General features: G+C 74.4%; 24 protein-coding genes. 17 read left to right on the top strand and 7 right to left on the bottom strand.

Features of this window, described 5'->3' with window-relative positions:
- Positions 1-17: 17 nt before the first annotated feature.
- Together AMK27_RS14295 and AMK27_RS14300 are read right to left on the bottom strand one after the other, a co-directional pair.
- A complete protein-coding gene (locus AMK27_RS14295) occupies positions 18-1,448 on the bottom strand; it encodes a flotillin family protein (protein ID WP_073906509.1) in 1,431 nt (476 codons plus the stop codon).
- A 155-nt stretch (positions 1,449-1,603) separates the two neighbouring features.
- Positions 1,604-2,110, bottom strand: coding sequence for a hypothetical protein (locus AMK27_RS14300; protein ID WP_073906511.1), 507 nt, complete (start codon positions 2,108-2,110; stop codon positions 1,604-1,606).
- 156 nt (positions 2,111-2,266) lie between these two features.
- Here AMK27_RS14300 and AMK27_RS14305 point away from each other — a divergent pair, with 156 nt between their 5' ends.
- The gene (locus tag AMK27_RS14305; RefSeq protein ID WP_073906513.1) at positions 2,267-2,671 is read left to right on the top strand and encodes a BlaI/MecI/CopY family transcriptional regulator; all 405 of its coding nucleotides are present in this window, start codon (positions 2,267-2,269) and stop codon (positions 2,669-2,671) included.
- 5 nt (positions 2,672-2,676) lie between these two features.
- Positions 2,677-3,693, top strand: a complete 1,017-nt coding sequence (locus AMK27_RS14310; RefSeq protein ID WP_073906515.1) for a M48 family metalloprotease — start codon at positions 2,677-2,679, stop codon at positions 3,691-3,693.
- A 15-nt stretch (positions 3,694-3,708) separates the two neighbouring features.
- On the opposite strand, the gene AMK27_RS14315 is transcribed toward AMK27_RS14310, so the two are convergent.
- A complete protein-coding gene (locus AMK27_RS14315; RefSeq protein WP_073906517.1) occupies positions 3,709-4,164 on the bottom strand; it encodes a tellurite resistance TerB family protein in 456 nt (151 codons plus the stop codon).
- 73 nt (positions 4,165-4,237) lie between these two features.
- Entirely contained in the window at positions 4,238-5,485 is a 1,248-nt protein-coding gene (locus tag AMK27_RS14320; RefSeq protein ID WP_073906519.1) for an SLC13 family permease, read from the bottom strand.
- A 149-nt stretch (positions 5,486-5,634) separates the two neighbouring features.
- Between AMK27_RS14320 and AMK27_RS14325 the strand changes: the two genes are divergently transcribed.
- Both AMK27_RS14325 and AMK27_RS14330 read left to right on the top strand, forming a co-directional pair.
- Entirely contained in the window at positions 5,635-6,324 is a 690-nt protein-coding gene (locus AMK27_RS14325) for a GntR family transcriptional regulator (RefSeq protein WP_073906521.1), read from the top strand.
- 169 nt (positions 6,325-6,493) lie between these two features.
- A complete protein-coding gene (locus AMK27_RS14330) occupies positions 6,494-7,717 on the top strand; it encodes an aminotransferase-like domain-containing protein (protein WP_198955867.1) in 1,224 nt (407 codons plus the stop codon).
- A gap of 101 nt (positions 7,718-7,818) precedes the next feature.
- Here AMK27_RS14330 and AMK27_RS14335 read toward each other — a convergent pair whose 3' ends face one another.
- Positions 7,819-8,487: a maleylpyruvate isomerase family mycothiol-dependent enzyme gene (locus AMK27_RS14335; RefSeq protein WP_073906523.1), complete on the bottom strand. Its 669-nt coding sequence runs from the start codon at positions 8,485-8,487 to the stop codon at positions 7,819-7,821.
- 71 nt (positions 8,488-8,558) lie between these two features.
- Here AMK27_RS14335 and AMK27_RS14340 point away from each other — a divergent pair, with 71 nt between their 5' ends.
- A complete protein-coding gene (locus AMK27_RS14340; RefSeq protein WP_073906525.1) occupies positions 8,559-9,497 on the top strand; it encodes a LysR family transcriptional regulator in 939 nt (312 codons plus the stop codon).
- Between the two features lie 102 nt (positions 9,498-9,599).
- Here the strand turns inward: AMK27_RS14340 and AMK27_RS14345 are convergent, their stop codons facing one another.
- On the bottom strand, positions 9,600-10,085 hold the full coding sequence (locus AMK27_RS14345) for a VOC family protein (protein WP_073906527.1): 486 nt from the start codon (positions 10,083-10,085) through the stop codon (positions 9,600-9,602).
- 175 nt (positions 10,086-10,260) lie between these two features.
- Here AMK27_RS14345 and AMK27_RS14350 point away from each other — a divergent pair, with 175 nt between their 5' ends.
- The 4 genes from AMK27_RS14350 to AMK27_RS14365 all read left to right on the top strand — a co-directional run bounded on the left by AMK27_RS14350 (position 10,261) and on the right by AMK27_RS14365 (position 13,251).
- A complete protein-coding gene (locus AMK27_RS14350; protein ID WP_073906529.1) occupies positions 10,261-10,692 on the top strand; it encodes a cell division protein SepF in 432 nt (143 codons plus the stop codon).
- A gap of 55 nt (positions 10,693-10,747) precedes the next feature.
- Positions 10,748-12,220, top strand: coding sequence for a biotin transporter BioY (locus AMK27_RS14355; RefSeq protein ID WP_073906531.1), 1,473 nt, complete (start codon positions 10,748-10,750; stop codon positions 12,218-12,220).
- 25 nt (positions 12,221-12,245) lie between these two features.
- Complete coding sequence (locus AMK27_RS14360; protein WP_073906533.1) at positions 12,246-12,638, top strand: nucleotide pyrophosphohydrolase; 393 nt, start codon at positions 12,246-12,248, stop codon at positions 12,636-12,638.
- 127 nt (positions 12,639-12,765) lie between these two features.
- The gene (locus tag AMK27_RS14365) at positions 12,766-13,251 is read left to right on the top strand and encodes a DUF6099 family protein (RefSeq protein ID WP_073907528.1); all 486 of its coding nucleotides are present in this window, start codon (positions 12,766-12,768) and stop codon (positions 13,249-13,251) included.
- Positions 13,252-13,463: 212 nt separating this feature from the next.
- Here the strand turns inward: AMK27_RS14365 and AMK27_RS14370 are convergent, their stop codons facing one another.
- Positions 13,464-13,715 carry a hypothetical protein gene (locus AMK27_RS14370; RefSeq protein WP_073906535.1) on the bottom strand — a complete coding sequence of 84 codons (252 nt, stop codon included), beginning with the start codon at positions 13,713-13,715 and terminating at the stop codon, positions 13,464-13,466.
- A gap of 249 nt (positions 13,716-13,964) precedes the next feature.
- Between AMK27_RS14370 and AMK27_RS14375 the strand changes: the two genes are divergently transcribed.
- The 8 genes from AMK27_RS14375 to AMK27_RS14410 all read left to right on the top strand — a co-directional run bounded on the left by AMK27_RS14375 (position 13,965) and on the right by AMK27_RS14410 (position 26,723).
- Positions 13,965-14,888: an LLM class F420-dependent oxidoreductase gene (locus tag AMK27_RS14375; RefSeq protein ID WP_073906537.1), complete on the top strand. Its 924-nt coding sequence runs from the start codon at positions 13,965-13,967 to the stop codon at positions 14,886-14,888.
- Between the two features lie 13 nt (positions 14,889-14,901).
- Positions 14,902-15,813: a homocysteine S-methyltransferase gene (mmuM, locus tag AMK27_RS14380; RefSeq protein ID WP_073906539.1), complete on the top strand. Its 912-nt coding sequence runs from the start codon at positions 14,902-14,904 to the stop codon at positions 15,811-15,813.
- A 203-nt stretch (positions 15,814-16,016) separates the two neighbouring features.
- Positions 16,017-17,561: a 3' terminal RNA ribose 2'-O-methyltransferase Hen1 gene (locus tag AMK27_RS14385; protein ID WP_107425566.1), complete on the top strand. Its 1,545-nt coding sequence runs from the start codon at positions 16,017-16,019 to the stop codon at positions 17,559-17,561.
- The gene (locus tag AMK27_RS14390; protein ID WP_073906543.1) at positions 17,558-20,128 is read left to right on the top strand and encodes a polynucleotide kinase-phosphatase; all 2,571 of its coding nucleotides are present in this window, start codon (positions 17,558-17,560) and stop codon (positions 20,126-20,128) included. Before AMK27_RS14385 ends, AMK27_RS14390 begins: the two co-directional genes overlap by 4 nt.
- Positions 20,129-20,693: 565 nt before the next feature.
- Positions 20,694-21,419 carry a Crp/Fnr family transcriptional regulator gene (locus AMK27_RS14395; protein WP_073906545.1) on the top strand — a complete coding sequence of 242 codons (726 nt, stop codon included), beginning with the start codon at positions 20,694-20,696 and terminating at the stop codon, positions 21,417-21,419.
- Positions 21,420-21,511: 92 nt separating this feature from the next.
- Positions 21,512-22,489 carry a hypothetical protein gene (locus tag AMK27_RS14400; protein WP_143204854.1) on the top strand — a complete coding sequence of 326 codons (978 nt, stop codon included), beginning with the start codon at positions 21,512-21,514 and terminating at the stop codon, positions 22,487-22,489.
- Positions 22,486-24,960: a hypothetical protein gene (locus tag AMK27_RS14405; protein ID WP_073906549.1), complete on the top strand. Its 2,475-nt coding sequence runs from the start codon at positions 22,486-22,488 to the stop codon at positions 24,958-24,960. The genes AMK27_RS14400 and AMK27_RS14405 overlap by 4 nt, the downstream gene beginning before the upstream one ends.
- A complete protein-coding gene (locus tag AMK27_RS14410) occupies positions 24,957-26,723 on the top strand; it encodes a hypothetical protein (protein ID WP_073906551.1) in 1,767 nt (588 codons plus the stop codon). The genes AMK27_RS14405 and AMK27_RS14410 overlap by 4 nt, the downstream gene beginning before the upstream one ends.
- The last annotated feature ends 185 nt before the right edge of the window (positions 26,724-26,908 follow it).

Below are 26,908 nucleotides of genomic sequence, written 5' to 3' on the forward strand. Positions count from 1 at the left end.
CGTCCGGGCCGGACCGCTCAGCCCGCGATCTCGATCGATTCCCCCTGCGGCGCGGTCCGCTCCACCGGCTGACTGCCCGGCTGCTTCTGCGTGATGCCCTGGAGCAACTGCGCCAGGTCCACGCCGGTCGTGGAGGACAGGAGCTCCATGCCCTGGGCGACGTTGTCCGCGACCGTACGGGACAGCCGGCTCGCCCCGTCGGTGGAGATGACCGTCATCTTCTCGACGGCCGACAGCGGCTCGGACGCCTTGGCCACGACCTGGGGCAGGACCTCGACGAGCATCTGGAGGACGGCCGCGTCCCCGTACTGGGCGTAGGCGTCGGCCTTCTTCTGCATGGCCTCGGCCTCGGCGGAGCCCTTCGCGGCGATCGCCGCGGCCTGGGCCTCGCCCTCGATGCGTACGGCGTCGGCGAGGGCCGCGCGGTGGGCCTTCTCGCCCTCACCGGTGAGCCTGGCGCGCTGGGCGTCCGCCTCGGCCTCCTTGACCAGGGCGATACGGCGGGCCTCGGCCTCCTGCTCGGCCTGGTAGCGGGCCGCGTCGGCGGGCTTGCGGACCTGGGTGTCGAGCTGCCGGTCGGTCAGCTCGGCCTGGCGCGCGGCCACCTTCTCCTGCTCGGTCAGGATGTCCTGCTGGCGCGCGGCCTCGGCGAGCGGGCCCGCGGCGTTCGCCTGGGCGGCGGCCTCGTCCGTCTGGGCCTTGATCTCGGCCTGCTTCAGGTAGAGGGTCCGCTGCGCGATGGCGATCTCCTCCTCCGCCTTCAGCCTCGCCTGCTCGGCGGCGCGCCGCGCGACGGCCTCGGCGATGTCCGCCTCCTGCTTGGCGCGGGCGGCCTCGGGGCGGCCGAGGTCCTCCAGGTACGAGCCCTCGGTGGTGATGTCCTGGATCTGGAAGGCGTCGAGGACCAGGCCCTGACCGGAGAGGCTGGCCTCCGCCTCCTCGGCGACCTGACCGGCGAACGCGGCCCGGTCCCGGATGATGTCCTCGACCGACATCCGGCCCACGATGGACCGCAGGGCGCCCGACAGCACCTCCTGGGTGAAGCCGACGATGCCGTTCTGCTGCATCAGGAACCGCTGCGCGGCCGCGCGGATCGAGTCCTCGGTGCCGCCGACCTTGACGATCGCGACGCCTTCGAGGTTGGCCTTCACCCCGCGCAGGGTGACCGCGCCGCGCACCGCGACGGGGATGTGCCGGCTGGACAGGTCGAGCGTGAACTTCTGCTGCACGAACGGGACGACGAACACACCGCCGCCGACCACGACCTTCTGGCCGCTGTTGTCGGTGAACACCCGCCCCGTGGCCGGATCGGTGGCCTTCTTGCCGCGCCGGCCGGTGATGATGAAGGCCTCGCTGGGGCCGGCCACCTTGTAGCGCGTGACGACGACGAGGCCGAGCAGGACGACGAGGACGACTATTCCCACGACAGCGGTCAGGACAGGGCTCATGAAGAAATCCCTTCGAACGAGGTGAGTGAACCGAGTGCATCGGTTGAAGTGGACAAGAGACACGGGAGGGGGACGAGAGGAACAAGCGGGCTTGAGTCAAAGAGAAAGCGGCGGATCGGGGGCGGCGCGGTGGTGGGCGTCGGCGCGGCGCTGTTTCAGCGCTCCACGGGGCGGACCGCGACCGATGTCGCCGACAGCACCGACTCCACCCACACCTCGGCGCCCCGCTCGACCGGCGCGGCCGCCTTCGCCGCGTACTTCACCGGCTGGCCCGCCAGATACAGCAGCACCTCGCCGTAGCCCCCGGCCGGAATCGCCGTGACGACCGCCCCCGACGTGCCCGTCAGGTCCTCGCCCCGCGGTGCGGGCGCGTCGCCGTCCCTGAGCAGCGCCCGGCTGAACCGCCAGGTCGCCCAGCCGGCCAGGGCCCCTGCGGCGATCCCCGTGAGGGTCGCGACGACCGTCCCGGCGCCGGCCGCGCCCGTCGCGAGGGCGCCGGTGAATCCGAGTGCCGACACGAATCCGGCGATCACCGGGAGCGAGAGGAATCCGTCGAGGAATCCGTCGAGACCGCCGCCGACGCTTTCCAGGACGCCGTCGAAGACGAGGGAGAGCGCCAGGACGATCAGCCCCGCGATGCCGAATCCCAGAAACCATTCCATGTGCCGATCCCCCCTGATTCCCAGCGATCCTCCGCTATTCCTGAATTGTTCCATGTAAGGAGGGTGTAGGACATGGGTGCCAGCACCCATTGATCGCTTGGAGCGGCCCGGCCGTTCAGTACGATGGGCTGCTGTTCTTACGCGGAGGAGGGTGTCGTGGCGGACCGGAGCGAGGGCGGAGCGGAGCCCTCCGCGCGCAGGCGGGGGCAGGGCGAACTGGAGTCCCAGGTGCTCGCCGTGCTGCGCGAGGCGTCCGAGCCCGTGCCCGTGGCGTGGGTGAGGGAACGGCTCGGCGGCGGTCTCGCCTACACCACCGTCATCACCATCCTCACCCGCCTCCGGGCGAAGGGCGCCGTCGAGCGCGAGCGCGCCGGCCGCTCCTTCCGGTGGACGGCGGTCGCCGACGAGGCCGGGCTCGCCGCCCTGCGGATGCGGAAGGTGCTGGACGCGGAGGCTGACCGGCAGGCGGTCCTCGCCAGTTTCGTCACCGGCCTCTCGCCGAACGAAGAGCGACTTCTCCGTGAACTGCTCTCCAAGGCCGCGGAGGAGGAGGAAGGCTAGCCGTCATGGGAGTCTTCGTCTTCCTTCCCCTGGTCCTCCCGCTCACCGCCTGGCCGGTCGCCCGCCTCGCCGAGCAGCGGCTCCACCCCCGTACCGCGACGCGGCTGCTGGCCGTCGTCGCCGGTGTCTCCGCCGTGTGCAGCACCCTCTGCCTCGGCCTGCTCATGATCGTGGGCACCGCGCAACTCCCCGGCAACCCGCTCCCCGACAGCTGGTCGGACCCCGATGTGCGCGCGGCCCTGCCGTACGACGAGATCGCGGGCCGCGCGGCCATCCCGGCGCTGCTCGCCGTGCTGGTCTCGTGCGGTGCGGCGGCCTGGCGGCAGGTGCGGGTGCGGCGCCGGGTCGTGGCGGCCCTGGCCGGGCTGCCGCAGACGCCCGTCGCGGTGCTGCCGGACCGCACGCCGTACGCGTACGCGGTGCCCGGCGGCGCGGTACGGGGAGGGGCGCGGGTCACGGGCCGCCCCAAGGCGCGGGGCCACGGCCGCCCCAAGGCGCGGGGCGGGGGCCGGGGCCGGGTCGTGGTCAGCACGGGGATGCTCGCGGGTCTCGCCCCCGCCGAACGGCGGGCGCTCTTCGCCCACGAGCGGGCCCATCTGGCCGCGCGTCACCACCGGCACCTCCTGACGGTCCATCTCGCGGCGCGCGCCAACCCGTTCCTGCGGCCGCTGCGTACCGCCGTCTCCTACACCGCAGAGCGCTGGGCCGACGAGGAGGCGGCCGCCGAGGTCGGCAGCCGCCGCTCCGTCGCCCGCGCGATCGGCAAGGCGGCCCTCCTCGCGCCCCGCGCTCCGGCCGCCGCGCTCCCCGCCCTGACGGGCGGGGACGCCGGCCCGGTGCCCCGACGGGTCGCGGCCCTGATGCGCCCCGCTCCGGCGGGCCGTGCGTGGCCGCCGGTCGGCACGGCCGTGGGCCTCGCCGTCTGGTGCGCCGCCTGCGGCGCGACCGTGTCCGCCCTGTCCTCGGCGAACTCGGCGGTCACGCTCTATCTGGTGCTGCGGGCGGCCGCCTCGCCGATGTAGCCGCGGGAGCCCCGGTCAGAGGTCGAACTCGTGCGGCGGCAGGTCCAGGGTGAAGCAGGCCTCGCGGACCACGGCCTGCTCGGTCTTGTCGAAGTCGCCGTCGGCGCCGCCGATGACGATGCCGATCTGGATGACGGCCCGCGCCTCGGCCGGCTTCTTCTTCGCCTTGGCGATCTCCTGGAGCACGCTCACCTTGCCGAAGTCGAAGTCGGCCGTCAGCTTGTTCAGGTTGTCGTCGAAGCGGCGCTGCAGGTCGAGCGCGTCGAAGTTCTGCAGGACCTCGTTGGTCGAGATCAGCTGGGCGACCCGGCGGCGCTCGGCGGGGTCGATCGTCCCGTCGGCGGCGGCGACCAGCGCGCACATGGCCATGCTCGCGTCCCGGAACGCGCCGCTCTTCAGGTCGTTCTTCTTCGCCACCAGCTGGGTCTGCATCGTCGATGCGGATTCCCTGATGCGGTCCCACAGGGCCATGAGCTCTCCAGACGTCGATTACTTCTACGGTCTTGTAGAACGTAGCAGGAGGACGCGGAGTTCCCGGGAACCGTCACACGCCGACGAGCTGGAGCGAGGCCCACAGCGCCACCGTCGAGGCGACGAGAGCGGCCGGAACCGTCAGGAGACCGAGGCGGGTGAACTCGCCGAGGGCGACGGGGTGGTCGTGCTCGTGGGCGATGCGCCGCCAGAGGAGGGTGGCGAGGGAGCCGGCGTACGTGAGGTTGGGCCCGATGTTCACCCCCAGCAGGACCGCGAGCACCGCGCCGGGCCCCGAGGCCGCGGCGAGCGGGACCAGGGCGAGGGTCGCCGGGAGGTTGTTGATCAGGTTGGCCAGGACCGCGGCCACGGCGGCGATCCCGAGCAGGGCCGGCAGCGAGGTGCCGTCGGGGAGGACATGGCCGAGCGCGGAGCCGAGCCCGTTGTCGACGACGGCCCGGACGACGATCCCCAGCGCCAGGACGAACGCCAGGAACGGCAGCGCCGCCGAACCGGCGAGCGCGCGCGGAGTCGTGCTGCGGCGCACCAGCGCCCGTACGGCGAGCACGGCGGCGCCCGCCGCGGCCGCCCACGCCGGATCCACGCCGACGGCCGAGGCGAGGGCGAAACCGCCCAGGGTTCCGGCCACGGTCAGCAGCGCGAAGAGGGGGACGGCCACGGGGGCCGGGGGATCGGTGGGGGTGGCCTCGGCGGCCAGGTCACGCGCGAAGAACCGGCGGAAGACGCCGTACTCGACGGCGATCGCGGCCAGCCACGGGAGCAGCATCAGCAGCGCGAACCGGGTGAAACCGAGCCCGGTGGCCGTGAACGCGAGCAGGTTCGTGAGGTTCGAGACCGGCAGGAGCAGCGAGGCCGTGTTCGACAGATGGGCGCTCGCGTAGGCATGGGGCCCGGGCCGGGCCCCCATCCGGGCGGCCGTCACGAAGACCACCGGGGTCAGCAGGACGACCGTCGCGTCGAGGCTCAGGACGGCGGTGATCAGCGAGGCGAGGCCGAAGACGGCGCCGAGCAGCCGCTGCGGGCGCCGGCGGGACCAGCGGGCCATCCAGGTGCCGCAGGCGTGGAAGAGCCCCTCGTCGTCGCAGAGCTTGGCCAGGACGAGGACGGCCGCCAGGAAGCCGATCACGGGACCGAGGCGCTCCGCCTCCTCGCGTACCGCTTCGGGGGTGATCGCGCCCACGGCGAGCACGGCGCCGGCGGCGGGAACGGCGAAGACCGCCTCGGGCAGGCGGAACGGGCGGACGACGGCGCAGATCAGCACCACGGCCAGGGCGAGCAAGGAGACGGACGGAGCGAGCATGCATTCGATGATGCGGGTCGGCCGGAACCGCTCGTCAGGGGGGGTGGCCGGCGGGGCCCTCCGCGGCCCGCTCCCGGGCCGGACGTCCACCGCCCCGGAGAAACGTGACATTGTACGATGCACCCCCGTGACTTCTCGGAGGACGCACGATGGGTGACCTGAAACAGTACGGCCTCGTCAGGGCCCAGGAGCGGCTCCGCGACCAGGTCGGGCACGCGCTCCGCGCGGCCCTGATCGCCGGGGAGCTGCGCCCCGGCCAGGTCTACTCGGCCCCCGGACTCGCGAGCGACCTCGGCGTCTCCGCGACCCCGGTCCGCGAGGCCATGCTGGACCTGGCCCGGGAGGGCCTGGTCGAGCCCGTCCGCAACAAGGGGTTCCGGATCACCGAGGTCAGCGAGCGGGACCTCGACCAGTTCACCGAGCTCCGCACCCTCATCGAGGTGCCCACCGTCGGACGCGTCACGAGGAACGCCGACCGGGAGCGGCTGGAGGAGCTGCGCCCCGTCGCCGAGGAGATCGTCTCGTGCGCCCGGAAGCACGACCTCATCGGCTATCTGGAGGCGGACCGCCGCTTCCACCTCGCGCTGCTCGCGCTCTCCGGCAACGACCGGCTGGTCGAGACGGTGGGGGACCTGCGCAAGCGCTCCCGGCTCTACGGTCTGACCGGTCTGGACGAGGCGGGCAAACTCGTCTCCTCCGCCGAGGAGCACATCGAACTCCTCGACCTGATGATCGCCGGAGACGCGCGCGGCGCCGAGGCGTGCATGCGGCGCCACCTCGGACACGTGCGGTCGCTGTGGGCCGAGGGCCGCGACGAACCGGTCGGACGCCGGGGATAGCGGGTCGGGCGCCGGGGACAGGGGTCGGGCGACGAGGACAGCCGGCCGAGGGCCGCGACGAACCGGTCGGGCGGCACTCCTCCCGCGCTCTCAACGGGCCGTCCGGTGACCGGAGTTCGGACAACCCGGATGACCTGGACAGCCCTGTCGGCCTCTATATGCTGACAGCATGCTCTCCGCCGCCGAGCCCGCACCCGCCGCCCCGTCCGCCGCCGCTCCCACGCCGCCCACCGCCTCCCGGCTGGCCGGCGTCGGCGCCTCGCCGGTACGGGAGATCCTGGCGCTGACCGCACGGCCCGAGGTGATCTCCTTCGCCGGTGGCCTGCCCGCCCCCGAGCTGTTCGACGTCGCGGGCATCCGGGCGGCGTACGACAGCGTCCTCGCGGAGAACCCGCAGTACGCCCTCCAGTACTCGACGACCGAGGGCGACCCGGAGCTGCGGACCGCGATCGCGGCCCGGCTGGCCGCGCGCGGACTCCCCACCGGCCCCGACGACCTGCTCATCACGACGGGCTCGCAGCAGGCGCTCACGCTCCTCACCACCGCGCTCGTCGAGCCGGGCGCCGTCGTGCTCGTCGAGGACCCCTGTTACCTCGCCGCCCTCCAGACCTTCGGCTTCGCCGGTGCCCGGGTCGTTCCGGTGCCCACCGACGACGACGGCATCGTCCCGGAGGCCCTGGAGGAGATCGCGGCCCGCGAGAAGCCGACCCTCCTCTACCTCGTGCCCACCTTCCAGAACCCCACGGGCCGCACCCTTCCCGCCGAGCGTCGTACCGCCGTCGCCAGGGCCGCCGCGCGGATCGGGTTCTGGATCGTCGAGGACGATCCGTACGGCGAGCTGCGGTACGAGGGCGAGCGCGTCCCCTGGATCGCCACCGACCCCGAGGCCGCCGACCGCACCGTGCTGCTCGGCTCCTTCTCCAAGGTGATGGCCCCCGGCCTCCGGCTCGGCTACCTGCGCGCCCCCGCCGCTCTCCGGCGTGCCTCCGTGATCGCCAAGCAGGCCGCCGACCTGCACACCTCGACCATCGACCAGGCCGCCGCCGCGCGGTACCTGCGCGACAGCGATCTCGACGCGCACGTCGCGGTGATCCGGGCCGCCTACCAGGAGCGCAGGGACGCCATGCTCGAAGGCCTGCCGGCCGCGCTGCCCGAGGGCAGCCGGTGGAACCGGCCGGAGGGCGGCATGTTCATCTGGGCGACCCTGCCCGCGGGCCACGACGCGACGGCGCTGCTGAAGACGGCGGTCGGCCACGAGGTGGCGTACGTGCCGGGGGCGCCGTTCTTCTGCGGCGAGCCCGACCCGGGAGCGATGCGGCTGTCGTTCACCACGCACTCGGCCGACGAGATCAGGGAGGGCCTGCACAGGCTGGCCAAGAGCCTCGGCAGATAGCGCTCCCGCCCGCCCCGAGCCCCGTGGCCCATGCCCCGGGCCTCGCGGCCCGCGGCCCGTACCTCGGTGGCTCGTATCCCGTCGGCCCGCGCCCCGTCGACTCACGCCCCGTCGGCGGGCCGGGTGAAGCGGTCGCTCTGCTCCCCTCGGAGCCGGCCGGGCGGAAGCCTGCGGCCGTAGGCCACCAGCAGGAGGTCTTGGGCGCTGCCGGAGACGGGGCTGCCGGAGCCGTACGACCAGTCGAGGTCGTCGGCGCACAACCGCACCCCGTCGAGGTCGGCGCCGAAGAACCTCAGACCGCTGGGCCGGATCTGGTCCAGCAGGATCCGCAGCCGGTCCTCGGGAACGCACCGGTCGAGGCCGAGGCCGAGGGCGACGGTGACGTCCAGGCCGTGCACCACGTCGTGACCGAGTGCCGCCGCGAACCCGCCGACGGGCGGCGTCCACGGGTGGCCGGCGTTCTCCCGCAGGAACGCGGCGAGCGCGGTGGTGGAATGGGCGGCCGCGTCGCGGCGCGCGACCCGGTCGGTCATGCGGTGGAGGTTCCCGCGCGCCCGTACCAGCGCGCCGAGCGTCGCGGGCAGCGAGAGCCGGAACCCCATCGACATGTGCGCCGCGACCTCGCGGACCCGCCACCCCGCGCACAGGCTGGGCTCGTTCCACTGCGCGGTCGACAGGCCGTCGAACAGGTCGGCCAGTTCCCGGCGTTCGGCCGCGATGGCGGCCCTGATCTCGGTGCTGTTCCTCGTGCGGGCCGTGGCTCTCTCCATGGGACCCACCCTGCGGCCCAGCGGGTGATAAGGCCAATAGATGGTTCTGCTGCGACCTAGAATCAACGCTTATGGAGCTTCGTCAGCTGCGGTACCTCGTCTCCGTCGTAGAGGAGGGCGGCTTCACCCGGGCCGCGGCCCGGCTGCATCTGGCCCAGCCCGGCCTCAGCGCCCAGATCCGCCAGCTGGAGAAGGAGTTGGGGCAGCCGCTGCTCGACCGCTCCGGCCGCTCGGTGACCCCGACCGAGGTCGGCCGGGCCGTCCTGCCCTACGCCCGCGCCGCACTGGCCGCCGCGGACGCGGTCCGGCAGACGGTGGACGCGTACACGGGGCTGCTGCGCGGCCGGGTCACACTGGGGCTGGTGTCCGGCGCCTCCGGGCACGTCTTCGACATCGCCGGCCTCCTCGCGGACTTCCACGCGGACCACCCGTCGGTGGAGGTGGCCCTCACCGAGGACACCACCGAACGCATGCAGGCCGCGCTCCTGGCCGGCGAGCTCGACATCGCCCTCCTCGGGACGGCGGCGGAGGAGCCACCGCCGGGAGCGGCCTTCCAGATGGTGATCGACGTGCCCCTGGTCGCCGTCGTCGCGCCCGGCGATCCGCTGCTCGGACACGTCGACGGCACGACCGTCCCGCTCGGCGCGCTGCGTGACCGGCCGCTGATCTGCCTGCCACGCGGCACGGGGGTGCGCGCGGCGCTCGAACGGGGCTGCGCGCAGGCGGGATTCCGGCCCCGGGTCACCTTCGAGGCGGCGACCCCGGACGTGCCGGCGCGGCTCGCCGCGCGAGGCCTCGGCGTCGCCGTACTGCCCGCCGGGGAGGACGGGGCACCCTCCGACGGAGGGCTTCGCACCCTGCGGATCGTCGAACCCGAGATGCGGGGCCGCCTCGCCCTCGCCTGGCAGGCCACCGGCCCTTCGAGCCCCGCGGCCCGGGTCCTCCTCGACCGCCTGCGGGAGGCCCTCCCCACGCCGCGCCCCGTCGAGGCGGTGCCCGGTCGGCCCTGACGGTCGGTCCCGGCCCGGAGGAGATCCGCGCCCGCTGCGGCTCGCCCGCGTCCGTCCCGGGCCGTCGGTCCCGGCCCGGGAGGAAGCCCGCGCTCCGGGACTTCAGTCCCGGCCCGGGAAGAAGTCGGCGCTCTGGACGTACTCCATGGCCTTGATGAACTCCGGGTCGCCGAGACGCCGTTCCATCTCCTCCGGGCCCACCTCCTCCACGCGGGTGTGGATCCAGTACAGGTTGCCCAGCGGGTCGCGCACGCGTCCGACCCGGTCGCCGAAGAACAGATGGGTGACCCCGGTGACCGAGGTGCCGCCGGCCGCGACGGCCCGCCGGTGCACGGCGTCGGCGTCGTCCACGTACAGACGGAGGAAGCCGGGGGTGGCCGGCCACTCCGGTCGCGCGTCGAACATCATCACCACCGAGTCGCCGATCCTGACCTCGGCGTGCTGGACGCTTCCGTCCTCGCCGGTCAGGCACGAGAGCTCCTCCGCGCCGAAGGCCTCCCTGAGGAACGCGATGAGCCGCACGGTGTCGCGCGAGATGATCCACGGCGTCACCGTGTGGTAGCCCTGGGGAACGGAGTTGACGGACATCTGGCTGCCTCCTGGGATGCGAGTACCTCCGTGCGAAGACGATCCTGGACCCGATATAGGTCGCTTCACGGCCTAGAAGACCAGGCTCGCCGGGTGACGGGGCCCGGCACCCCCGCCCGGCCATCACCTCGTGTCGTTGTTGGGCCGAACGGGTGAGGAGCGGGAGGATGTGCCCATGAGTAGGTACGAGAGGTACGACGTCACCGACGAGCAGTGGGAGGGCCTCGCCCAGGTCGTGCCCCTGCGCGGCCGTGACGAATGGCCGTCCAGGGTCGACCACCGCACGATCCCCGAGCAGTACGAATCCGCCGAGCAGCGCCGTATGGTCGTGCTCCGCGTGCAGGTGTTCGCCGACGCCCGTGAGGTCGCCGAGTACCTCATCGCCCAGATCCCGGTGCTCCTCGACCTGACGAGCGCCGACACCGAGGTCGCCAAGCGCATCCTCGACTTCAGCAGCGGTGTGGTCTTCGGTCTCGGCAGCGGGATGCACCGCGTCGACCGGAACGTCTTCCTGCTGGCCCCGGCCGGTACGGAGGTCGAGGGCTCGGAAGGCGAGGACGAGGAGGGTGTCGTGGGCGGCCGGACCGCCGGCGTCCCCCGATCGTAGGAAGGTCATCTAGCCGTAACGGTTCGTCAGGGAACGGACTGCGTACGGTCCGGGCATGGACCTCACCGGTGGCTTCAGGCTCGACCACTCCTCCTCCACGGCTGCCCCTTCCCGCCGCACTCCTTCCCGGGGCGCGTCCGCCACTGGCACCTCCGCCACCGGCGCCCCCGCCGTCGGTGCGCCGGCCGGTGGTGCCCCCGCGGTCGGCGCGCCGGCCATCGGTGCCCCCGGCATCGGCGCACCGGCCGGCGGGTCTCCCTCGACCGGTGCGCCGTCCGTCGGTGCCTCCTCCGTCGAGGCCGCGCCGCGGCTGCCGCCGCAGGGCGGGGCCGGGCGGAGGGCCGAGAAGGCGCCTGCCGGCGGGGGCCTTCGGGCGCGGCCCGTCGACGGGGGCGGCGGTGGGCGGCTCCGGGCCCGGCCCGCCGTCACCGAGCTGCGGTTGTCCGCGTTCGCCGGCCACCGCTCCGCCGCGCACGCCCTGGGGCCGGTCACCCTCTTCACCGGTCCCAGCGGCAGCGGGAAGTCCACCACCCTGAGGGCGTACGAGGCCCTCGCCCGGCTCTGCGCGGGCGACACCCTCGGCGAGGTGTTCCCCGACGCGGCCGACTGCGTCCCCGAGCGGGCCCGGCCCGACGCCCAGGGCCGGCGGGGCTTCCGTCTGGGGTGCACGGTCGACGGACCCGAGGGCCCGGTCCACCTGGACCTCGCCGTCCAGGCCGAACCGCGGCTCCGCATCGTCGGCGAACGGCTGACCGGCCGCGGCCGCACCCTGCTCGCCACCGCGCTGCGCGACCCGGGTCGCCCCACCGTCCAGGCCGAGTGGCACACGGCGGGCGCCACCCCCGTCACCCGGGCGCCCTTCCCCGACGACCTCCTCGGCACGGCCCTGCTGCCGCTGCGGGTCGCCGGCAAGACCCGCGGGCAGCTGGAGGTGCTGGCCGCCGCCGAGCAGGTGGTGGTCGGGCTGCGGTCCGCCTTCGCCTGCGACCCCCGGCCCGAGCGGATGCGCGCTCCCGTGCCGCCGGGCGAGGGCCGGCTGCGGCGCGGCTGCGGCAACCTCGCCGAGGTCCTCCACCGCACCCACACCGACTGCCCGCGCCGGCACCACCGCCTCGCGGCCGTGGCGGCGGCGGGCTGCGCGGGACCCGTCACCGGGCTCGGCGTGCAGGAACTCCCGGAGGGCACCGTCCGGGCCGTACTGGAGAGGGGCGACCGGCCCGCGACCCCGCTCGCCCGGCTCGGGGACGGCGAGCTGCGCTATCTCGCGCTCGCGCTGACCCTGCTCACGGGCCCCGGCGTCCTGGAGATGGACCGGATCGCCGAGGTGCCCGAGGCCATGCAGTCCCTGACGCTGCTCGCCGACGGCCTCGACCGCGGGCTCGACGAGCGCCAGGTCGGCGAACTGCTCGGGCTCGCCGCGGGCATCGCCGCCGACGGACACATCAGGGTCGCCGGCACCGTCGGGGCGCGCGCCGCGGCGCAGGCGCGCCGGACGCCCGGGGTGACGGTGGTGGACCTGAGCAAGTGACGGACCTGGTGGTAGACCTGGGCGGGTGACGGACAACGACGTAGCGGGACTGCAGCGCAGACTGGCCGAGTTCGCGGCCGCCCGGGACTGGCAGCCCTACCACACGCCCAAGAACCTGGCGGCGGCGCTCAGCGTGGAGGCGGCCGAACTCCTGGAGATCTTCCAGTGGTCGACCCCCGAGCAGGCGGAGCGGGTGATGGAGGACCCGGAGTCGGCGCACCGGGTCGCCGACGAGGTGGCGGACGTGCTCGCCTACCTCCTCCAGTTCTGCGAGGTGCTCGGGATCGATCCGCTGGCCGCCCTCGCGGCCAAGATCGACCGGAACGAGCTCCGATTTCCCCCGCGGAGGCGGGGCGGAGCGCGCGGCGAAGGGGGTGGGGAAGGGGATCCGAGCGAAGATCGTCACTCTTCGGAGTGATCGACTTTTCCCCGTCGAGCCTCCTGTCCACAGATTTCCGAATTCCCCTGGTGTTGGGGCTCAGGCCGCCTCACTCTGGGTAATGGAGTGAGTGGGCAGATAAGTCGTACGAACGGGGGCGGCGTTGATGGAAGCGGAACGACTCGTCGCGCTTGGCCGGCACGCGCTGGCGGAGAGCGGATCGGCACAGGACATCGTGGCGGAGGCCTGGCAGGCGCAGGCCCTCGCCCAGGCGATAGGGAACCATCTCGCACTCTGCGGGCCGCAGGAACTGCGCGGCGAGGCAAGGGGGCTGAGCGAGATCGGGGAGTACCCGGCGTGGGGTGCCGGTGGGCCGCGTGCGGCCCGGTTGTCAGAGGTGGCGGAACCCCGCGGGGCGTTGACCGCGCTCGGCGAGCTGCTGGGCGAAGTGGGCATCGCGCTGGTCGGGGTCGCCTGCGCCACCGACGACGAGGGGCTCTACTGGCAGTGCATCGAGGCCATCGACGCCGCCGACGAGTCGAGTGACCGGGTCCGCGGGATGCTGCGGCGGCTCGCCGTGCGGGACGGGGAGCGGGCCCGCCCTCCCGACGCCGCCCGGGGGCGCGCGGGCCCCGGACGGGGCCGGGGGTGAACGGCGCGGGGCGCGGTCCGCTCGGCACGGCGTACCCGGGGCCGGAGCCAGGTCTGCCTGGTTCGCCCGGCCCGCTCCGCTCCGGTCCGGTGGGGATCGTCCTGCTCTGGTCCGTGTTCCTGGTGCTCGGCCTGTTCGGGGCGGGGGCGGGGGCGGCGGCGGGAGGAGCGGGGCTCCGGCGGCCGGCTCTGATGTCGGAGCTGGTGTGGGTGCTAGGGCCGGTGCCGGTCGGACATCGGCTGCTCCGGAAGGTGCCGGTCGGGCGCGGACTGTTCGGGGAGGAGCCGGTCGGACGTGGACTGGAGGTCGGCGTCCAGCTGGTTGAGGTCGGCCGAGAGCGCCGCCATCAGTTCCTCCATCTGCTGAAGCAGGCCCTTGGGGGCGCCGTTGCCCTTCTGTTCGGGCACGGACCGCGGCGCCGGCTGTTCGGGAACGACCTGCTCAGGGGCGGCTTCCTGGGACATGGGGGTCTCCTCGGCCCGGACCCCGCCGGCGAGGACGGGGCCACGAGAGAGAGCGGCGCACCGGCAGCGGCCGCCGGCGCGCGGGCCGGGCGGTCCGGCTCCGCCCGAGCCAACGACGGGTGCCGGGCCCCGGTCACTGGCCTGGGCGGACGCGGCCCGCCCGGGGGCCGGATATTCACCCGACCGAGCCGGGGCGCGTGAGGGGCTGACGGAGAGGTTGACACGCACCCGACGGTGCAGGATGGAGGCATGGATCTCCGTATCTTCACCGAACCCCAGCAGGGGGCCGACTACGACACCCTCCTCAGGGTGGCACGGGCCACCGAGGAGCTCGGATTCGACGCCTTCTTCCGTTCCGACCATTACCTCAGCATGGGCTCCGCCGACGGGCTGCCCGGACCCACCGACGCCTGGATCACCCTGGCGGGGCTCGCCCGGGAGACCAAGCGGATCCGTCTCGGCACCCTGATGACGGCCGGCACCTTCCGGCTCCCCGGTGTCCTGGCCATCCAGGTCGCCCAGGTGGACCGGATGTCCGGCGGCCGGGTCGAACTCGGCCTCGGCGCGGGCTGGTTCGAGGAGGAGCACAAGGCCTACGGCATTCCGTTCCCGAAGGAGAAGTTCGGCCGCCTCGAGGAGCAGCTGGCGATCGTCACCGGTCTGTGGGAGACCGAGATCGGCAAGACCTTCAGCTACGAGGGGGAGTTCTACCGGCTCAGCGACTCCCCGGCGCTGCCCAAGCCCGCTCAGGACAGGATCCCGGTCCTGATCGGCGGCCACGGCGCGAGCCGCACGCCGCGGCTGGCCGCGCGGTACGCGGACGAGTTCAACATCCCGTTCGCGTCGATCGCGGACAGCGAGCGGCAGTTCGGCCGGGTCAGGGCCGCGGCCGAGGAGGCCGGGCGGGCACCCGACGACCTGGTGTACTCCAACGCCCTGGTCGTCTGCGTCGGCAAGGACGACGCGGAGGTTGCCCGCCGGGCCGCCGCCATCGGGCGGGACGTGGACGAGCTGAAGGCGAACGGCCTGGCGGGTTCTCCCGCCGAGGTCGTCGACAAGCTCGGGCGCTACGCGGCGATCGGGTCCTCCCGCGTCTACCTCCAGGTCCTCGACCTGGACGACCTGGACCACCTGGAGCTGATCTCGGCGCGGGTCCAGTCGCAGCTGGGATGAGCGGGGCGATCCGATGAAACCGGTCCGTACGCTCGCCGAAGCCCTCGGGGCGGGGGCCCTCGTCCTCGACGGCGGGCTGTCCAACCAGCTGGAGGCGCAGGGCTGCGACCTCTCGGACGCGCTCTGGTCCGCGCGGCTCCTGGCCGACGGGCCCGAGCAGATCGAGGCGGCCCACGCGGCGTACGTACGGGCCGGTGCACGGGTGCTCATCACCTCCAGCTACCAGGCCACCTTCGAGGGTTTCGCCCGGCGGGGCGTGGACCGGGAGGCGGCGGCGCGGCTGCTCGCGCGGAGCGTGGAACTCGCCCGGGCCGCGGCCGTGGAAGTGGGGGAGGAGGTGTGGGTCGCCGGGTCCGTGGGGCCGTACGGCGCGATGCTCGCGGACGGGAGCGAGTACCGGGGACGGTACGGGCTGTCCGTACGGGAGCTGGAGGCGTTCCACCGGCCACGCATCGAGGCGCTGGCGGCGGCGGAGCCGGACGTGCTGGCGCTGGAGACCGTTCCGGACGCGACCGAGGCGGAGGCGCTGCTGCGGGCGGTCGAGGGCTGCGGGGTGCCGGTGTGGCTCTCGTACACGGTCGAGGGCGGGCGGACCCGGGCCGGGCAGGACCTGGCGGAGGCCTTCGCGGTCGCCGCGGGGAACGACCGGGTCGTCGCCGTCGGGGTCAACTGCTGCGAGCCCGCGGAGGCGGGCCCCGCCGTGGAGCTCGCCGTCGCCGTGACCGGGAAGCCGGCCGTGGTCTACCCCAACAGCGGGGAGCGGTGGGACGCCCGTGCGCGGGGCTGGCGCGGCGGCGTCGCCTTCGACCCGGCCCGGGCCGCCGACTGGGCCACGGCGGGCGCCCGGCTGATCGGGGGCTGCTGCCGGGTCGGCCCGGCCACCATCTCCGCCCTGGCCGCGGACGCCGGCGGGGGCGCGGGCTGAGGGCGCCCCGCACCCCGCGCCTCACCGTCGGCGCGGCCCCCGGGACCCGGCCGCCGTCGGCACGGCCCCGGACCAGGCCGGCGCGGCCCCCGGGACCTGCCGCCGCCGACACGGCTCCCGGAACCGTCCACCGCCCCCGCGGGGTCCTGGCGCGCGGGAAAATGCCTGGTGGGGAGGGGAAGCGGCGAACCATACTCGGAAGTGTGTTCCTGACGATCAGTACGACCGGCAACCCGGAGCGTCCCGCGACCGATCTCGGCTTCCTGCTGCACAAGCATCCCGAGCGGGCGCAGACGTTCTCGACCTCGCACGGCACGGCGCACGTCCTCTACCCCGAGGCGAGCGCCGAGCGGTGCACGGCGGCACTTCTCCTGGAGGTGGACCCCGTGGCGCTGGTGCGCCGCGGCAAGGGCAAGGGCCGGGGCGGCGCCCCGGACTCCGCGCTCGCCCAGTACGTGAACGACCGGCCCTACGCGGCGTCCTCGCTGCTCGCCGTCGCGCTCGCGAAGGTCTTCAAGACGGCGCTGCACGGCGTCTGCCAGGCGATGCCCGAGCGGGCCGCGGCGGCGTTGCCGCTGCGTGTCGAGGTGCCCGCGCTGCCCGCGAAGGGCGGCGCCGAGCTGGTGCGCAGGCTGTTCGGGCCGCTGGGCTGGGACACCGTGGACGCCGAGCCGGTCGCCCTGGACGAGCGGTTCCCCGAGTGGGGCGCCTCCCGCTATGTGCGGCTGGTGCTGGAGGGCGAGCTGCGGCTCGCGGACGCCCTCAACCACCTCTACGTCCTGCTGCCCGTGCTCGACGACGCCAAGCACTACTGGGTCGCGCCCGACGAGGTCGAGAAGCTGCTGCGCGCCGGTGACGGCTGGCTCGCCGGTCACCCCGAGCGGACGCTGATCACGGCACGCTACCTGTCCCGCCGCCGGGGCCTGACGCGTGAGGCGGACGAGCGGCTCGAACTGGTGCGGCTCGCCGAGGCCGACGGCCTGGACGTCGACGACGTCGACAACGCGGTCGACGAGTCGACCGACACCGAGGAGCGGCCCGTGCCGCTCGCCGAGCAGCGCCGGGCGGCGATCCTCGCCGCCCTGGAGCGGGCCGAGGCGAGCCGGGTCCTCGACCTCGGGTGTGGTCAGGGCCAGTTGGTGCAGGCGTTGCTGAAGAACCCCCGGTTCACCGAGGTCGTCGGTGTCGACGTGTCCGTCCGCGCCCTGACCATCGCCGCGCGACGGCTGCGGCTGGAGCGGATGGGGGAGCGGCAGGCGGCCCGGGTGACGCTGATGCAGGGCTCGCTCGCGTACACCGACAAGCGGCTGACCGGCTACGACGCGGCGGTGCTCAGCGAGGTCGTCGAGCACCTGGACCTGCCGAGGCTGCCGGCCCTGGAGTACGCGGTGTTCGGCTCGGCACGGCCGCGCACGGTCCTCGTGACCACACCGAACGTCGAGTACAACGTGCGCTGGGAGTCGCTGCCGGCCGGACACGTCCGGCACAGTGACCACCGCTTCGAATGGACCCGGGAGGAGTTCCGGAGCTGGGCGTCCTCGGTCGCCGAGCGGTACGGGTACGGCGTCGGGTTCACCCCCGTCGGCCCGGACGACCCCGAGGTCGGACCGCCCACCCAGATGGCCGTCTTCACCCGGAACCAGGACCAGGGCCAGGACCGGAACCAGGACCGGAACCAGGACCAGAAGCAGGGCCGGAAGCAGAAGCAGACCACGGACCCGACCGCCGCGAAGGAGGAACAGGCATGACCACCGAGACCGTGAACCCGGCCGACACCACCCCGGCCCGCACCCTGCCCGTCACCGACCTGTCCCTCGTGGTCCTGGTCGGCGCCACCGGCTCCGGCAAGTCCACCTTCGCCCGGCGCCACTTCAAGCCGACCGAGATCGTCTCCTCCGACTTCTGCCGGGGGCTCGTCGCCGACGACGAGAACGACCAGTCAGCGAGCAAGGACGCCTTCGACGTCCTGCACTACATCGTGGGCAAGCGCCTCGCGGCAGGCCGGCTCGCCGTCGTCGACGCGACCAACGTGCAGCCGGAGGCGCGGCGTCAGCTCGTCCAGCTGGCCCGCTCGTACGACGTGCTGCCCCTCGCGATCGTCCTCGACCTGCCCGAGGAGGTGTGCCGCAGCAGGAACGCGGCGCGTCCCGACCGCGCGGACATGCCGGCGCACGTCATCCAGCGCCACCGCCGCGAGCTGCGCCGCTCGCTGCGCGGACTGGAGCGCGAGGGCTTCCGCAAGGTGCACGTCCTGAAGTCAGTCGAGGAGGTCGACGCGGCCCAGGTCGTCCTGGAGCGCCGCTTCAACGACCTGCGGCACCTCACCGGCCCCTTCGACATCATCGGTGACATCCACGGCTGCCGTTCCGAGCTGGAGACCCTGCTCGCGAAGCTCGGCTACGTCGACGGGCACCACCCCGAGGGCCGTACGGCGGTGTTCGTCGGTGACCTCGTCGACCGGGGCCCCGACTCGCCGGGCGTCCTGCGCCGGGTGATGGCGATGGTCGCCGCGGGCGACGCCCTGTGCGTCCCCGGCAACCACGAGAACAAGCTGGGCCGCTGGCTCAAGGGCCGGAAGGTCCAGGAGACCCACGGACTCGCCGAGACCATCGAGCAGCTGGGGCACGAGAGCGAGGAGTTCCGGGCCGAGGTCGGGCGGTTCATCGAGGGACTCGTCAGCCACTACGTGCTCGACGGGGGCGACCTCGTCGTCTGCCACGCGGGTCTGCCGGAGAAGTACCACGGCCGGACCTCGGGGCGGGTGCGCTCGCACGCGCTGTACGGGGACACCACCGGCGAGACCGACGAGTTCGGGCTGCCGGTGCGCTACCCGTGGGCCGAGGAGTACCGGGGGCGGGCCACCGTCGTGTACGGCCACACCCCCGTGCCGAACACCTCCTGGATCAACAACACCCTCTGCCTCGACACCGGAGCGGTCTTCGGCGGGAAGATGACCGCCCTGCGCTGGCCCGAGCGCGAGCTCGTCGACGTACCGGCCGAGCGCGTCTGGTACGAGCCGGCCAAGCCGCTCGCGGCCGAGGCGCCCGGCGGGCACCAGGGGCGCCCCCTGGACCTGGCGGACGTGCACGGCCGGCGGATCGTCGAGACCCGGCACCTGGGCAACGTCGCCGTGCGCGAGGAGAACGCGGCGGCCGCCCTGGAGGTGATGAGCCGGTTCGCGGTCGACCCGCGGCTGCTCACCTATCTGCCGCCGACGATGGCGCCCACCGCCACGTCGAAGGAGGAGGGCTATCTGGAGCACCCGGCCGAGGCCTTCGCCCAGTACCGGGCGGACGGCGTCGAACGGGTGGTGTGCGAGGAGAAGCACATGGGCTCCCGGGCGGTGGCCCTGGTCTGCCGGGACGCCGACGCGGCCCGTGAGCGCTTCGGTGTGGACGCCGAAGGGGCCACCGGTGCGCTGCACACCCGCACCGGACGGCCGTTCTTCGACGATCCCGCCGTCACCGAGCAGGTTCTCGACCGGCTGCGGACGGCGATCGGCGCCGCCGGGCTCTGGGACGAGCTCGACACGGACTGGCTGCTGCTCGACGGCGAACTGATGCCGTGGTCGCTGAAGTCGGCCGGGCTGCTCCGCGCGCAGTACGCGGCGGTCGGAGCGGCCTCGGGCGCGGTCTTCCCCGGAGCCGTCGCGGCGCTCGAACAGGCGGTGGCGCGCGGGGTCGAGGGGATCGACGGGCTGCTCGCGAAGCAGCGGGAGCGGGCGGTGGACGCGGCGGCGTTCACCGAGGCGTACCGGAGGTACTGCTGGCCGACCGAGGGCCTCGACGGGGTGCGGTTCGCGCCGTTCCAGCTCCTGGGGGCGCGCGGGCGCTCGCTCGCGGCCGTCCCGCACGACGAGCAGCTCGCCTGGCTCGACCGGCTCGTGGAGCACGACCCGACCGGGCTGCTCCAGGTCACCCGGCGGCTCGTCGTCGACACGGGCGACGGGGCGTCGGTCCTGGCCGGTGTCGACTGGTGGCTGGACATGACCGGAGCCGGTGGCGAGGGCATGGTCGTCAAGCCGCTGGCCGCACTCGTCCGCGACGGCAAGGGCCGGCTCGGTCAGCCGGGCGTCAAGGTGCGCGGCCGGGAGTACCTGCGCATCATCTACGGCCCCGAGTACACCCGGCCGGAGAACCTGGAGCGGCTGCGGCAGCGCTTCCTCGGCCACAAGCGGTCGCTGGCCCTGCGCGAGTACGCACTCGGCCTGGAAGCCCTCGACCGCCTCGCCGAGGGGGAGCCGCTGTGGCGGGTCCACGAGGCGGTGTTCGCGGTCCTGGCCCTGGAATCGGAGCCGGTGGACCCGAGGCTGTGAGTCGCTGACGGATCGTGAGGCCCCGCGGAGACGACACCGCGGGGCCTCACGGCAGCGGGCGGCCGCGCCGTGCGGACCTGTGACCGCGCGGCCCCGCGGCAGCGGCCCGGTCAGACCGTGCCGCCCTGCGGCTGCGAGTCCCCACGGCAGCGGCCCGGCCGCGTCGTGCGGACCTGGTGCTGTGCGACCCCGCGGCAGCGGGCCCCGCGTCCCGGATGCCCTCGTGGAGATCACCACCCCTTCGGACGGGTGGGGCTCCGCGAGGGCTTCTTCGTGGGTGCGCCCCCGTCTCCGCAGGGCCTTCGCACGGTCTTCGCGAGGTCTCCGCCCGGCCCCGCCGGGGGGCGCAGGGGCGCCGGGTGCGGCGCTCCCCTGCGCCCCCCGTGCCCGTTGACGCGTTTCTTCCGCACCCTCTAGCGTTCTTCACCCCATGACGTGACACAGCGTCAACAGTGTGGCGAGACAAGTCACTTGGGGTGGAAACACGCACACGAATACGCCGGTCGACCATCGGCGGGCCGGTCTTCCCCGGAGGGCCCGAGAGCGGTACGGGGGTGAGCGCGCGGTGAGTCTCTTCGGCCAGGACCGCTCCTTCCTCCACGCCCTCCCGGCGGCCGACCGGCGGTCCCTGATCGCCGAGGGCGCCCGGCGCGTCTACGAACCCGGGGAGGTGATGATCCGCGAACGCGACACCACCGCCTACGTCCTCGCGCTCCTCTCCGGCTGGTCCGTCGTCTCCGTGGGCACCGAGCGCGGCTCGCGGCTCATCCTCGCCCTCCGGGGCGCCGGCGAGGTGGTGGGCGACCTCGCGGCCGTCGACCGGCGCCCGCGCAGCGCCAGCGTCACCGCGCTCGGCAGGGTGGAGGCGGTGGCGATCTCCGGCGACCGGTTCCGGGGCTTCCTCGCCGCCCGGCCGCACGCCACCTCGCTGATCATGCGCCAGCTCGCGACCCGGCTGCGGAGCGCCGACGTGGAGCGCCGCGCGCTCGCCTCCGAAACGGTCCTCCAGCGCCTCGCGGCCCGTCTCGTCGAGCTGGCCGAGCGCGCGGGGCGGCGGGCCGAGGCCGGGACCGTACTCGAACTTCCGCTGCCGCAGCACGACCTGGCGGCGGCCATCGGAGCGACCCGGGAGGCGGTGGCCAAGGCCCTGCGCCTGCTGCGGGAGCAGGACGTGGTCCGCACCGCGAACCGCACCGTCATCGTCATCGACATGCGGGTCCTGGTGCTGCTCGCGGAGGGGCGCGCGCGCCCCGGCGGAGAACCGGCGGACGAATCTCCGCCGGGTGTGTAAACGGCTACATCGCCGGTCGCGGAACGCGGCCAGTCTGGACACGCACCACCACGGCACCAACGGCACCGGGGCAGCACACAGGGAGTCCGAGAGTGAGCAGTGCGGGAGTGAGCGGGGAAGTGGGCGGCGAGGCGTGCGGCATCCACCGGTTCGTCGTCTTCGGCGACATCTGTGGCTCCGGGACGCTCGACCTGGCCGAGAAGAAGCACCAGCGGGCGGCGATGTACGCCGCCTTCGACGACGCGTACAGCTCCGTCGGCGTCGAACCCGGGACCTTCCACCAGGAGGACCGGGGGGACGGCATCCTGGTCGCCCTGCGTCCCGACGTGCCGCCGACCCTCATGGTCGGCCGGTGGATCGACACGCTGTACGAGAGCCTGCGCGCCCACAACCAGGGCCGCGTCCGGCCGCTGCGGCTGCGGATCGGGATGAACGCGGGGCTCGTGACCCAGGACCGGCACGGGCTCGTCGGGCGTGCGGTGGACCTCGCCGCGCGGCTCTGCGACAGCCCCCCGGCCAAGCGGATCATGAACGAGACCCCGGAGATCGACCTCGTGGTCGTCGTCTCGGACTGGCTGTACGGGAACGTGGTCGCCGACGGCGGGCGGTACGTCGAGCCGGACCACTACCGGTCGGCCCGCATCCGGTCCAAGGAGACCGACGAGGCCGCCTGGTTCCACGTGCCGCGCAGGCCCGCGCCGCCGTTGATCGGGCGCGACGGGGAACTGCCGCCGGAGGGGGAGCCGGCGCCCGAGGGGGAGCCGGCGGCCGCGGGGGAGCGGCCGCCGGCGGGGGCGGCCCGGACCGGCGTTGGGCCGTCGCGGGGGGACGGCCCAACGCCCCGGCCCGTGGGCGGGAACCGTGAGTACCACGTCGGGGGCGACCTCCTCGACATCCACGGCAACACGATCCACGGCGGGTTCACCGGAATCCGCAAGGGCTCGACCAAGGGCTCCGGTGACTCGGTCACGGACCCTGACCCGGACCCGCGGCCCGGTTCCGGTCCGCGTTCCGGTTCGGGTGCCGGCGCGAGTTCCGGTAAGGCCTCCGGGGCGGGTGAGCCGGAGTGAGCGACGAGGACGACGCGCCGGAGGGCGGCTCCTCGGACGCCGGGAACGGCCACGGCGACCGGGCCGACGCGCCCGACCGGGGCGGCGACCGCGGCGACCGGGGCTCGGACCGGGGCGGCGGCGACCGCGGCGGCCGGGGTTCCGACCGGAACTCGGACCGGGGCTCGGACCGCGGCGGTGAGCGGGGCGACCGGGACAGGGGCCGCGACCGGGACCGCGACCGGGAGGGCGGGTCCGAGCGGGGGGACGGCACCGAACAGCCCCGCGAGCCGAGCGTCTTCGCGGCCGCCGACCGGGGCCCCCTCGGCGGCGAGAGCGACACCGGCGGCGCCGCCACGGCACGGCGGGCCGTCCGGACCTGGGCGGGCGGCGCCGCCGACCGCACCACCACCATCCACGGCGACGGCACCGTCTTCGAGGGCAACCAGATCTTCGCCCTGTACGGCTCCGAACGCACCGCCCACTTCGTCCAGGGACCCGTCCCGCCCGAGACGCTCGACCACCTGGGCCGGGTGTACTGCGCCACCTCCGGCTACCGTCGGATGCGGGACCGGCTCCGCGACCACCGGGTCCTCGTCCTGTGCGGCGAACCCGGCAGCGGCCGCAAGGCCACCGCCCTCGCCCTCCTCGACGAACTGACCGGCGGCAAGGTCTTCCGGCTCGACCCGCGCCACGGCGTCGACGAGATCACCGAGGAGGCCCTCCAGGAGAGCGGCGGCCACCTCCTGGAACTGCTCACCGAGGACGTGCGCGAGGCGGAGGGCGAACCGCGCGCCGCGCGGTCCGGCAGGGGCGACCACACCGCCGCCCGCCGGCCCGTCACCCGGCTCTCCGAACTGCACCTGGACCGCTTCGGCGATCTGCTGCGCGGCAGGGACGCGTACGGGGTCGTCCTCGTCGAGAACGGCGAGCTCGCCGACCGGCTCCTGCGCGGCCGGTACGGCATGTACTGCCCGCCGCCGCCGGCCGACGAGGTCCTCCACCGCCACCTCTGGAACCAGCTGCGCGCCGAGTCCGACCAGGCCCTCGGCGCCGCCCGGGCGCGCGGCGCGCGGCGGGACGTCGTCGAGGCCCTCGGCCTGGAGGAGCTGCGGCCCCGCGAGGCGGCGCGGCTCGCCGACCACCTCGCCCGGCACTGGCGCGGCGAGGTGACGGACGAGGAACTCCTCGCCGAATGCGCCTCCTTCGTACGCTCCCAGGCGCGCGAGTGGTTCGCGGGCGCCGACCGTCCGGGCGCCGTCCCCGAGGCCCTCCCGGCCCTCAACGCCGGAGCGTTCCGTATCGCCGTCGCCGTCTTCAACGGCTCCGCCTACAGCCTCGCCGCCGAGGCCGCCGAACTCCTCGCCTGGGAACTCGCGGTCACCCTCGACCCCGAACACCCGCCGGGCCGCCGTCTGTTCGGCACGCACGCCGAGCACCGGCCGGTGCAGGCGCGGGCCGTCCTGGAGGACGGCGAGCTCGACCTCGGCCCGGCCAAGGTGCCCGTGCGGGCCGTCCGCTTCCAGGGCGAGGCGCTCGCCGGAGCCGTACTCGGCGAGATCTGGCACGGCTACCACAACGTCCGCGGTCCGGTGGCCCGCTGGCTGCGCTCGCTGTGCGACGACGCGCGCCCCGAGGTGTGGGTACGGGCCTCCATCGCGGCCGGTGTCCTCTGCTCCTGGGACTGGATCCACGGCTTCCGCGAGCTGGTGGTGCCGCTCGCCGTGACCGACGACCCGGTCGCCCGCATGGCGGCCGCCACCGCGCTCGCCGAGTCCGCGCGCGACCCGCGCGTCCGGCCCGCCGTCGCCGACGTCCTCAAGAACTGGGCCGCGTCCGACGACGAGATGCTCGTCTGGACCGCGCTGCTCGCCCACGGCTACGTGCTGGCCGCCGGTGACGTCTCCGGTTCCCTCGACGCGATCGCCCGGGTCGTCAGGGCCCGCGAGGCGACCGACGTCGACGTCCTCGTGCCCGCCTCGTTCAGCGTGGCGCGGCTGCTCGCCTGCGGCGAACCCGCGCCCGTGCTCCGACGGCTCCGGCAGTGGCTCGAGGACGGCCGGCTCAACCTCGCCAACCTTGTCCACCTCGCCGTCATCCGCACCCTGAGCACCCGGACCACCCATCTGTGGGGGCTGCGGGAGGTCCCGGAACTGGACGGGCACGCGGCCCGCCCGCTCATGGTCGCGCTGCTCGCGACCCGGCCCGAGCTCGCGCCCGAACTGGCCGCGCTGCTGCGGTCCACCCTCACCACCGCCCGCTCGGGGGAGCCGGCCCTCGAGGCGCTCGGCGGGATGCTCCGCCGGGCCGCGAAGGACCCCGAGTCGCTCGGGCTCGTCTGCGGCCTCCTGCCGCGCCTCGCGGTGGACCGGCGCGACCGGGACCGGCTCAGGGGCCTGCTCAACGAACTGGTCCGGGACCGTGACCGGCCCCTGGACAGAGGCGCGGCGCGCCGGATGTGGGACGCCGTGACGGAAGGAGCGAACCGATGACCGGCCCCGAGCAGGACAGGAACCCCCGGCCCGACGAGCGGCCGCGCTGGGTCGACCGGGACCGGGACGACCGCGGCCGCGGCGGCAGGGGGCCTGACGAGCGGGCCCGCGACGACCGGGGCAGGGCCGGGCAGGCCCGCGACGAGCGGGCACGGGACGGCCGTGACCGGGACGACCGGGAGCGGCAGGGCCGCGCGGGGCAGCCCGGCGACGGGCAGCGCGGCGGTGGACGGCCGTACGGCGACCGGCGGAACGACGGGCAGCGGTACGACAGGCAGAACGGCGGTGGCCGGCCCGCCGGCGGCCGGGACGAGGACGAGGACCTGGACATGGACCCGGACGAGGAGCTGGACCGGGAGCGGCGGCAGCGGCAGGACGGGGGGCGGGCCCCGGGCCGTGGCGGGCGCTGGAGCGGGGACGGCGGCGGATCCGGTGCGGGGTCGCGGTCAGGGGATCGGCCGCGCGGGCCGCTGATCGGTGAGTACGCGCCCCCGTTCCGCCGCAGGACCGGCAAGGTCGCGGCCGTGCTCCTCTACCGCAACGGCGGCCACCGGGTGGTCTGGCCGGACCGCGTCGAGGACGTCAACAAGCCGTTGCTGGGCTCCGCGTACACCGTCTTCGAGGTACAGCTCGGGCGCAACGTGACCGAGTTCAGGCTCCAGTTGCCGGCCGCCGGGGACGGCGTCTTCTTCGAGGCCGTCGCCAGGGTCCAGTGGGTGGTGACCGACCCCCACCTCGTCGTCCGCGAACAGGTCGAGGACGTCGCCGAGCTGCTGCACGACGAACTGCTCGACGCGCTGCGCAGGATCTCCCGGCGGTTCCGCATCACAGAGGCGCAGCGCGCCGACGAGGCCGTACGCGAGGAACTGAGGGCCGGCCGCCTCCGGTTCGGCGCGGACATCGGGCTGCGCACCCGCGTCCACGTCTTCGTCGACCTCGACGACTCCGTCAAGGCCGAGGTCTCGCGCCGGGACCGGGTCGGCGTCACCATGGAGGCCGACGAGCGCGTCGCCGAGGCCGAGCGGCGCAGGGAGGCCGCCGACCGGGCCCTGGTCGCCGACCGCGCCCGCGAGATGGAGGCCCTCTTCCGGCGCGGCGACCTCGCGCAGATCGCCCACCACATGGCGATGCACCCCGACAAGCAGTGGGAGATCCGCACCCAGCTCCAGCGCGAGCGGCGCGAGGGCCAGGAGGACTACCTGGCCGTCTTCAACCGGCTCCTCGACACCGGCGTCCTGGAACGGCACGACATCGGCGAGCAGATGTACCAGGTGCTCATGTACCTGCGGACGCAGACCGGCACCGTCCTCGACGGCATCACCAACCGGGTGCTCAACCCCTCGGGCAACCCCCCGCCGCACCGCCTCGCCCTGGAGGACGCGGTGCCGGAGCCGAACCGCCCCGACTGGTACGAGGAGCAGGACCACAGGGACGCCCCGGCCGCCGGCGGGCCGCGCGTCTACGAGCCGACCCGCGTCGAGTCCGGCTCCGAGCGGGAACGGGAGCGGGGCCGGGCGCGGGAGAGGGGCCGCGACGGCGACGACCGCGAGCGCGCCCGCTCGCGGGACCGGCACGACGACCGCTACGACGACGGGCACGACCGGTACGAGGACGGCGACCCGTACCGGCGGAGCGACGCCTACGAGCGCAACGACCGGTACGACCGCGACGACCCCTACGACAGGGAGGGCCGCGACCGCACCCGGCGGCCGACCCGCCCGGCCCGGCCCAGCGCCGAGTTCAACGACTGGGACGACGAATGACCACCGCGCCGGGGCGCGGCCAGGACTCGCCGGGCGCGGCACCCGCCGCGGGAGCCTCCGCGCCGGACCCGGTGCCGGAGCACGCGCCCGCGCCCGCTCCGGCTCCCGGAGCCGCACCTGGGCTTGCACCCGTCCCCGCGCCCGTACATGCGTCCGCGCCCGCACCCGCCCCCGCACCAGCAACA

This window comes from Streptomyces sp. CB02009, assembly GCF_001905825.1.
In the GTDB taxonomy this organism is placed as follows: Bacteria; Actinomycetota; Actinomycetes; order Streptomycetales; family Streptomycetaceae; genus Streptomyces.

Coding starts and splice junctions, on each gene's coding strand:
- AMK27_RS14335 (WP_073906523.1), bottom strand. CDS start 8,487: ATGGAGAGAGCCACGGCCCGCACGAGGAACAGCACCGAGATCAGGGCC.
- AMK27_RS14330 (WP_198955867.1), top strand. CDS start 6,494: ATGCTCTCCGCCGCCGAGCCCGCACCCGCCGCCCCGTCCGCCGCCGCT.
- AMK27_RS14365 (WP_073907528.1), top strand. CDS start 12,766: ATGGAAGCGGAACGACTCGTCGCGCTTGGCCGGCACGCGCTGGCGGAG.
- AMK27_RS14355 (WP_073906531.1), top strand. CDS start 10,748: ATGGACCTCACCGGTGGCTTCAGGCTCGACCACTCCTCCTCCACGGCT.
- AMK27_RS14310 (WP_073906515.1), top strand. CDS start 2,677: ATGGGAGTCTTCGTCTTCCTTCCCCTGGTCCTCCCGCTCACCGCCTGG.
- AMK27_RS14350 (WP_073906529.1), top strand. CDS start 10,261: ATGAGTAGGTACGAGAGGTACGACGTCACCGACGAGCAGTGGGAGGGC.
- AMK27_RS14390 (WP_073906543.1), top strand. CDS start 17,558: ATGACCACCGAGACCGTGAACCCGGCCGACACCACCCCGGCCCGCACC.
- AMK27_RS14320 (WP_073906519.1), bottom strand. CDS start 5,485: ATGCTCGCTCCGTCCGTCTCCTTGCTCGCCCTGGCCGTGGTGCTGATC.
- AMK27_RS14295 (WP_073906509.1), bottom strand. CDS start 1,448: ATGAGCCCTGTCCTGACCGCTGTCGTGGGAATAGTCGTCCTCGTCGTC.
- AMK27_RS14315 (WP_073906517.1), bottom strand. CDS start 4,164: ATGGCCCTGTGGGACCGCATCAGGGAATCCGCATCGACGATGCAGACC.
- AMK27_RS14375 (WP_073906537.1), top strand. CDS start 13,965: ATGGATCTCCGTATCTTCACCGAACCCCAGCAGGGGGCCGACTACGAC.
- AMK27_RS14300 (WP_073906511.1), bottom strand. CDS start 2,110: ATGGAATGGTTTCTGGGATTCGGCATCGCGGGGCTGATCGTCCTGGCG.
- AMK27_RS14345 (WP_073906527.1), bottom strand. CDS start 10,085: ATGTCCGTCAACTCCGTTCCCCAGGGCTACCACACGGTGACGCCGTGG.
- AMK27_RS14340 (WP_073906525.1), top strand. CDS start 8,559: ATGGAGCTTCGTCAGCTGCGGTACCTCGTCTCCGTCGTAGAGGAGGGC.
- AMK27_RS14410 (WP_073906551.1), top strand. CDS start 24,957: ATGACCGGCCCCGAGCAGGACAGGAACCCCCGGCCCGACGAGCGGCCG.
- AMK27_RS14370 (WP_073906535.1), bottom strand. CDS start 13,715: ATGTCCCAGGAAGCCGCCCCTGAGCAGGTCGTTCCCGAACAGCCGGCG.
- AMK27_RS14325 (WP_073906521.1), top strand. CDS start 5,635: ATGGGTGACCTGAAACAGTACGGCCTCGTCAGGGCCCAGGAGCGGCTC.
- mmuM (WP_073906539.1), top strand. CDS start 14,902: ATGAAACCGGTCCGTACGCTCGCCGAAGCCCTCGGGGCGGGGGCCCTC.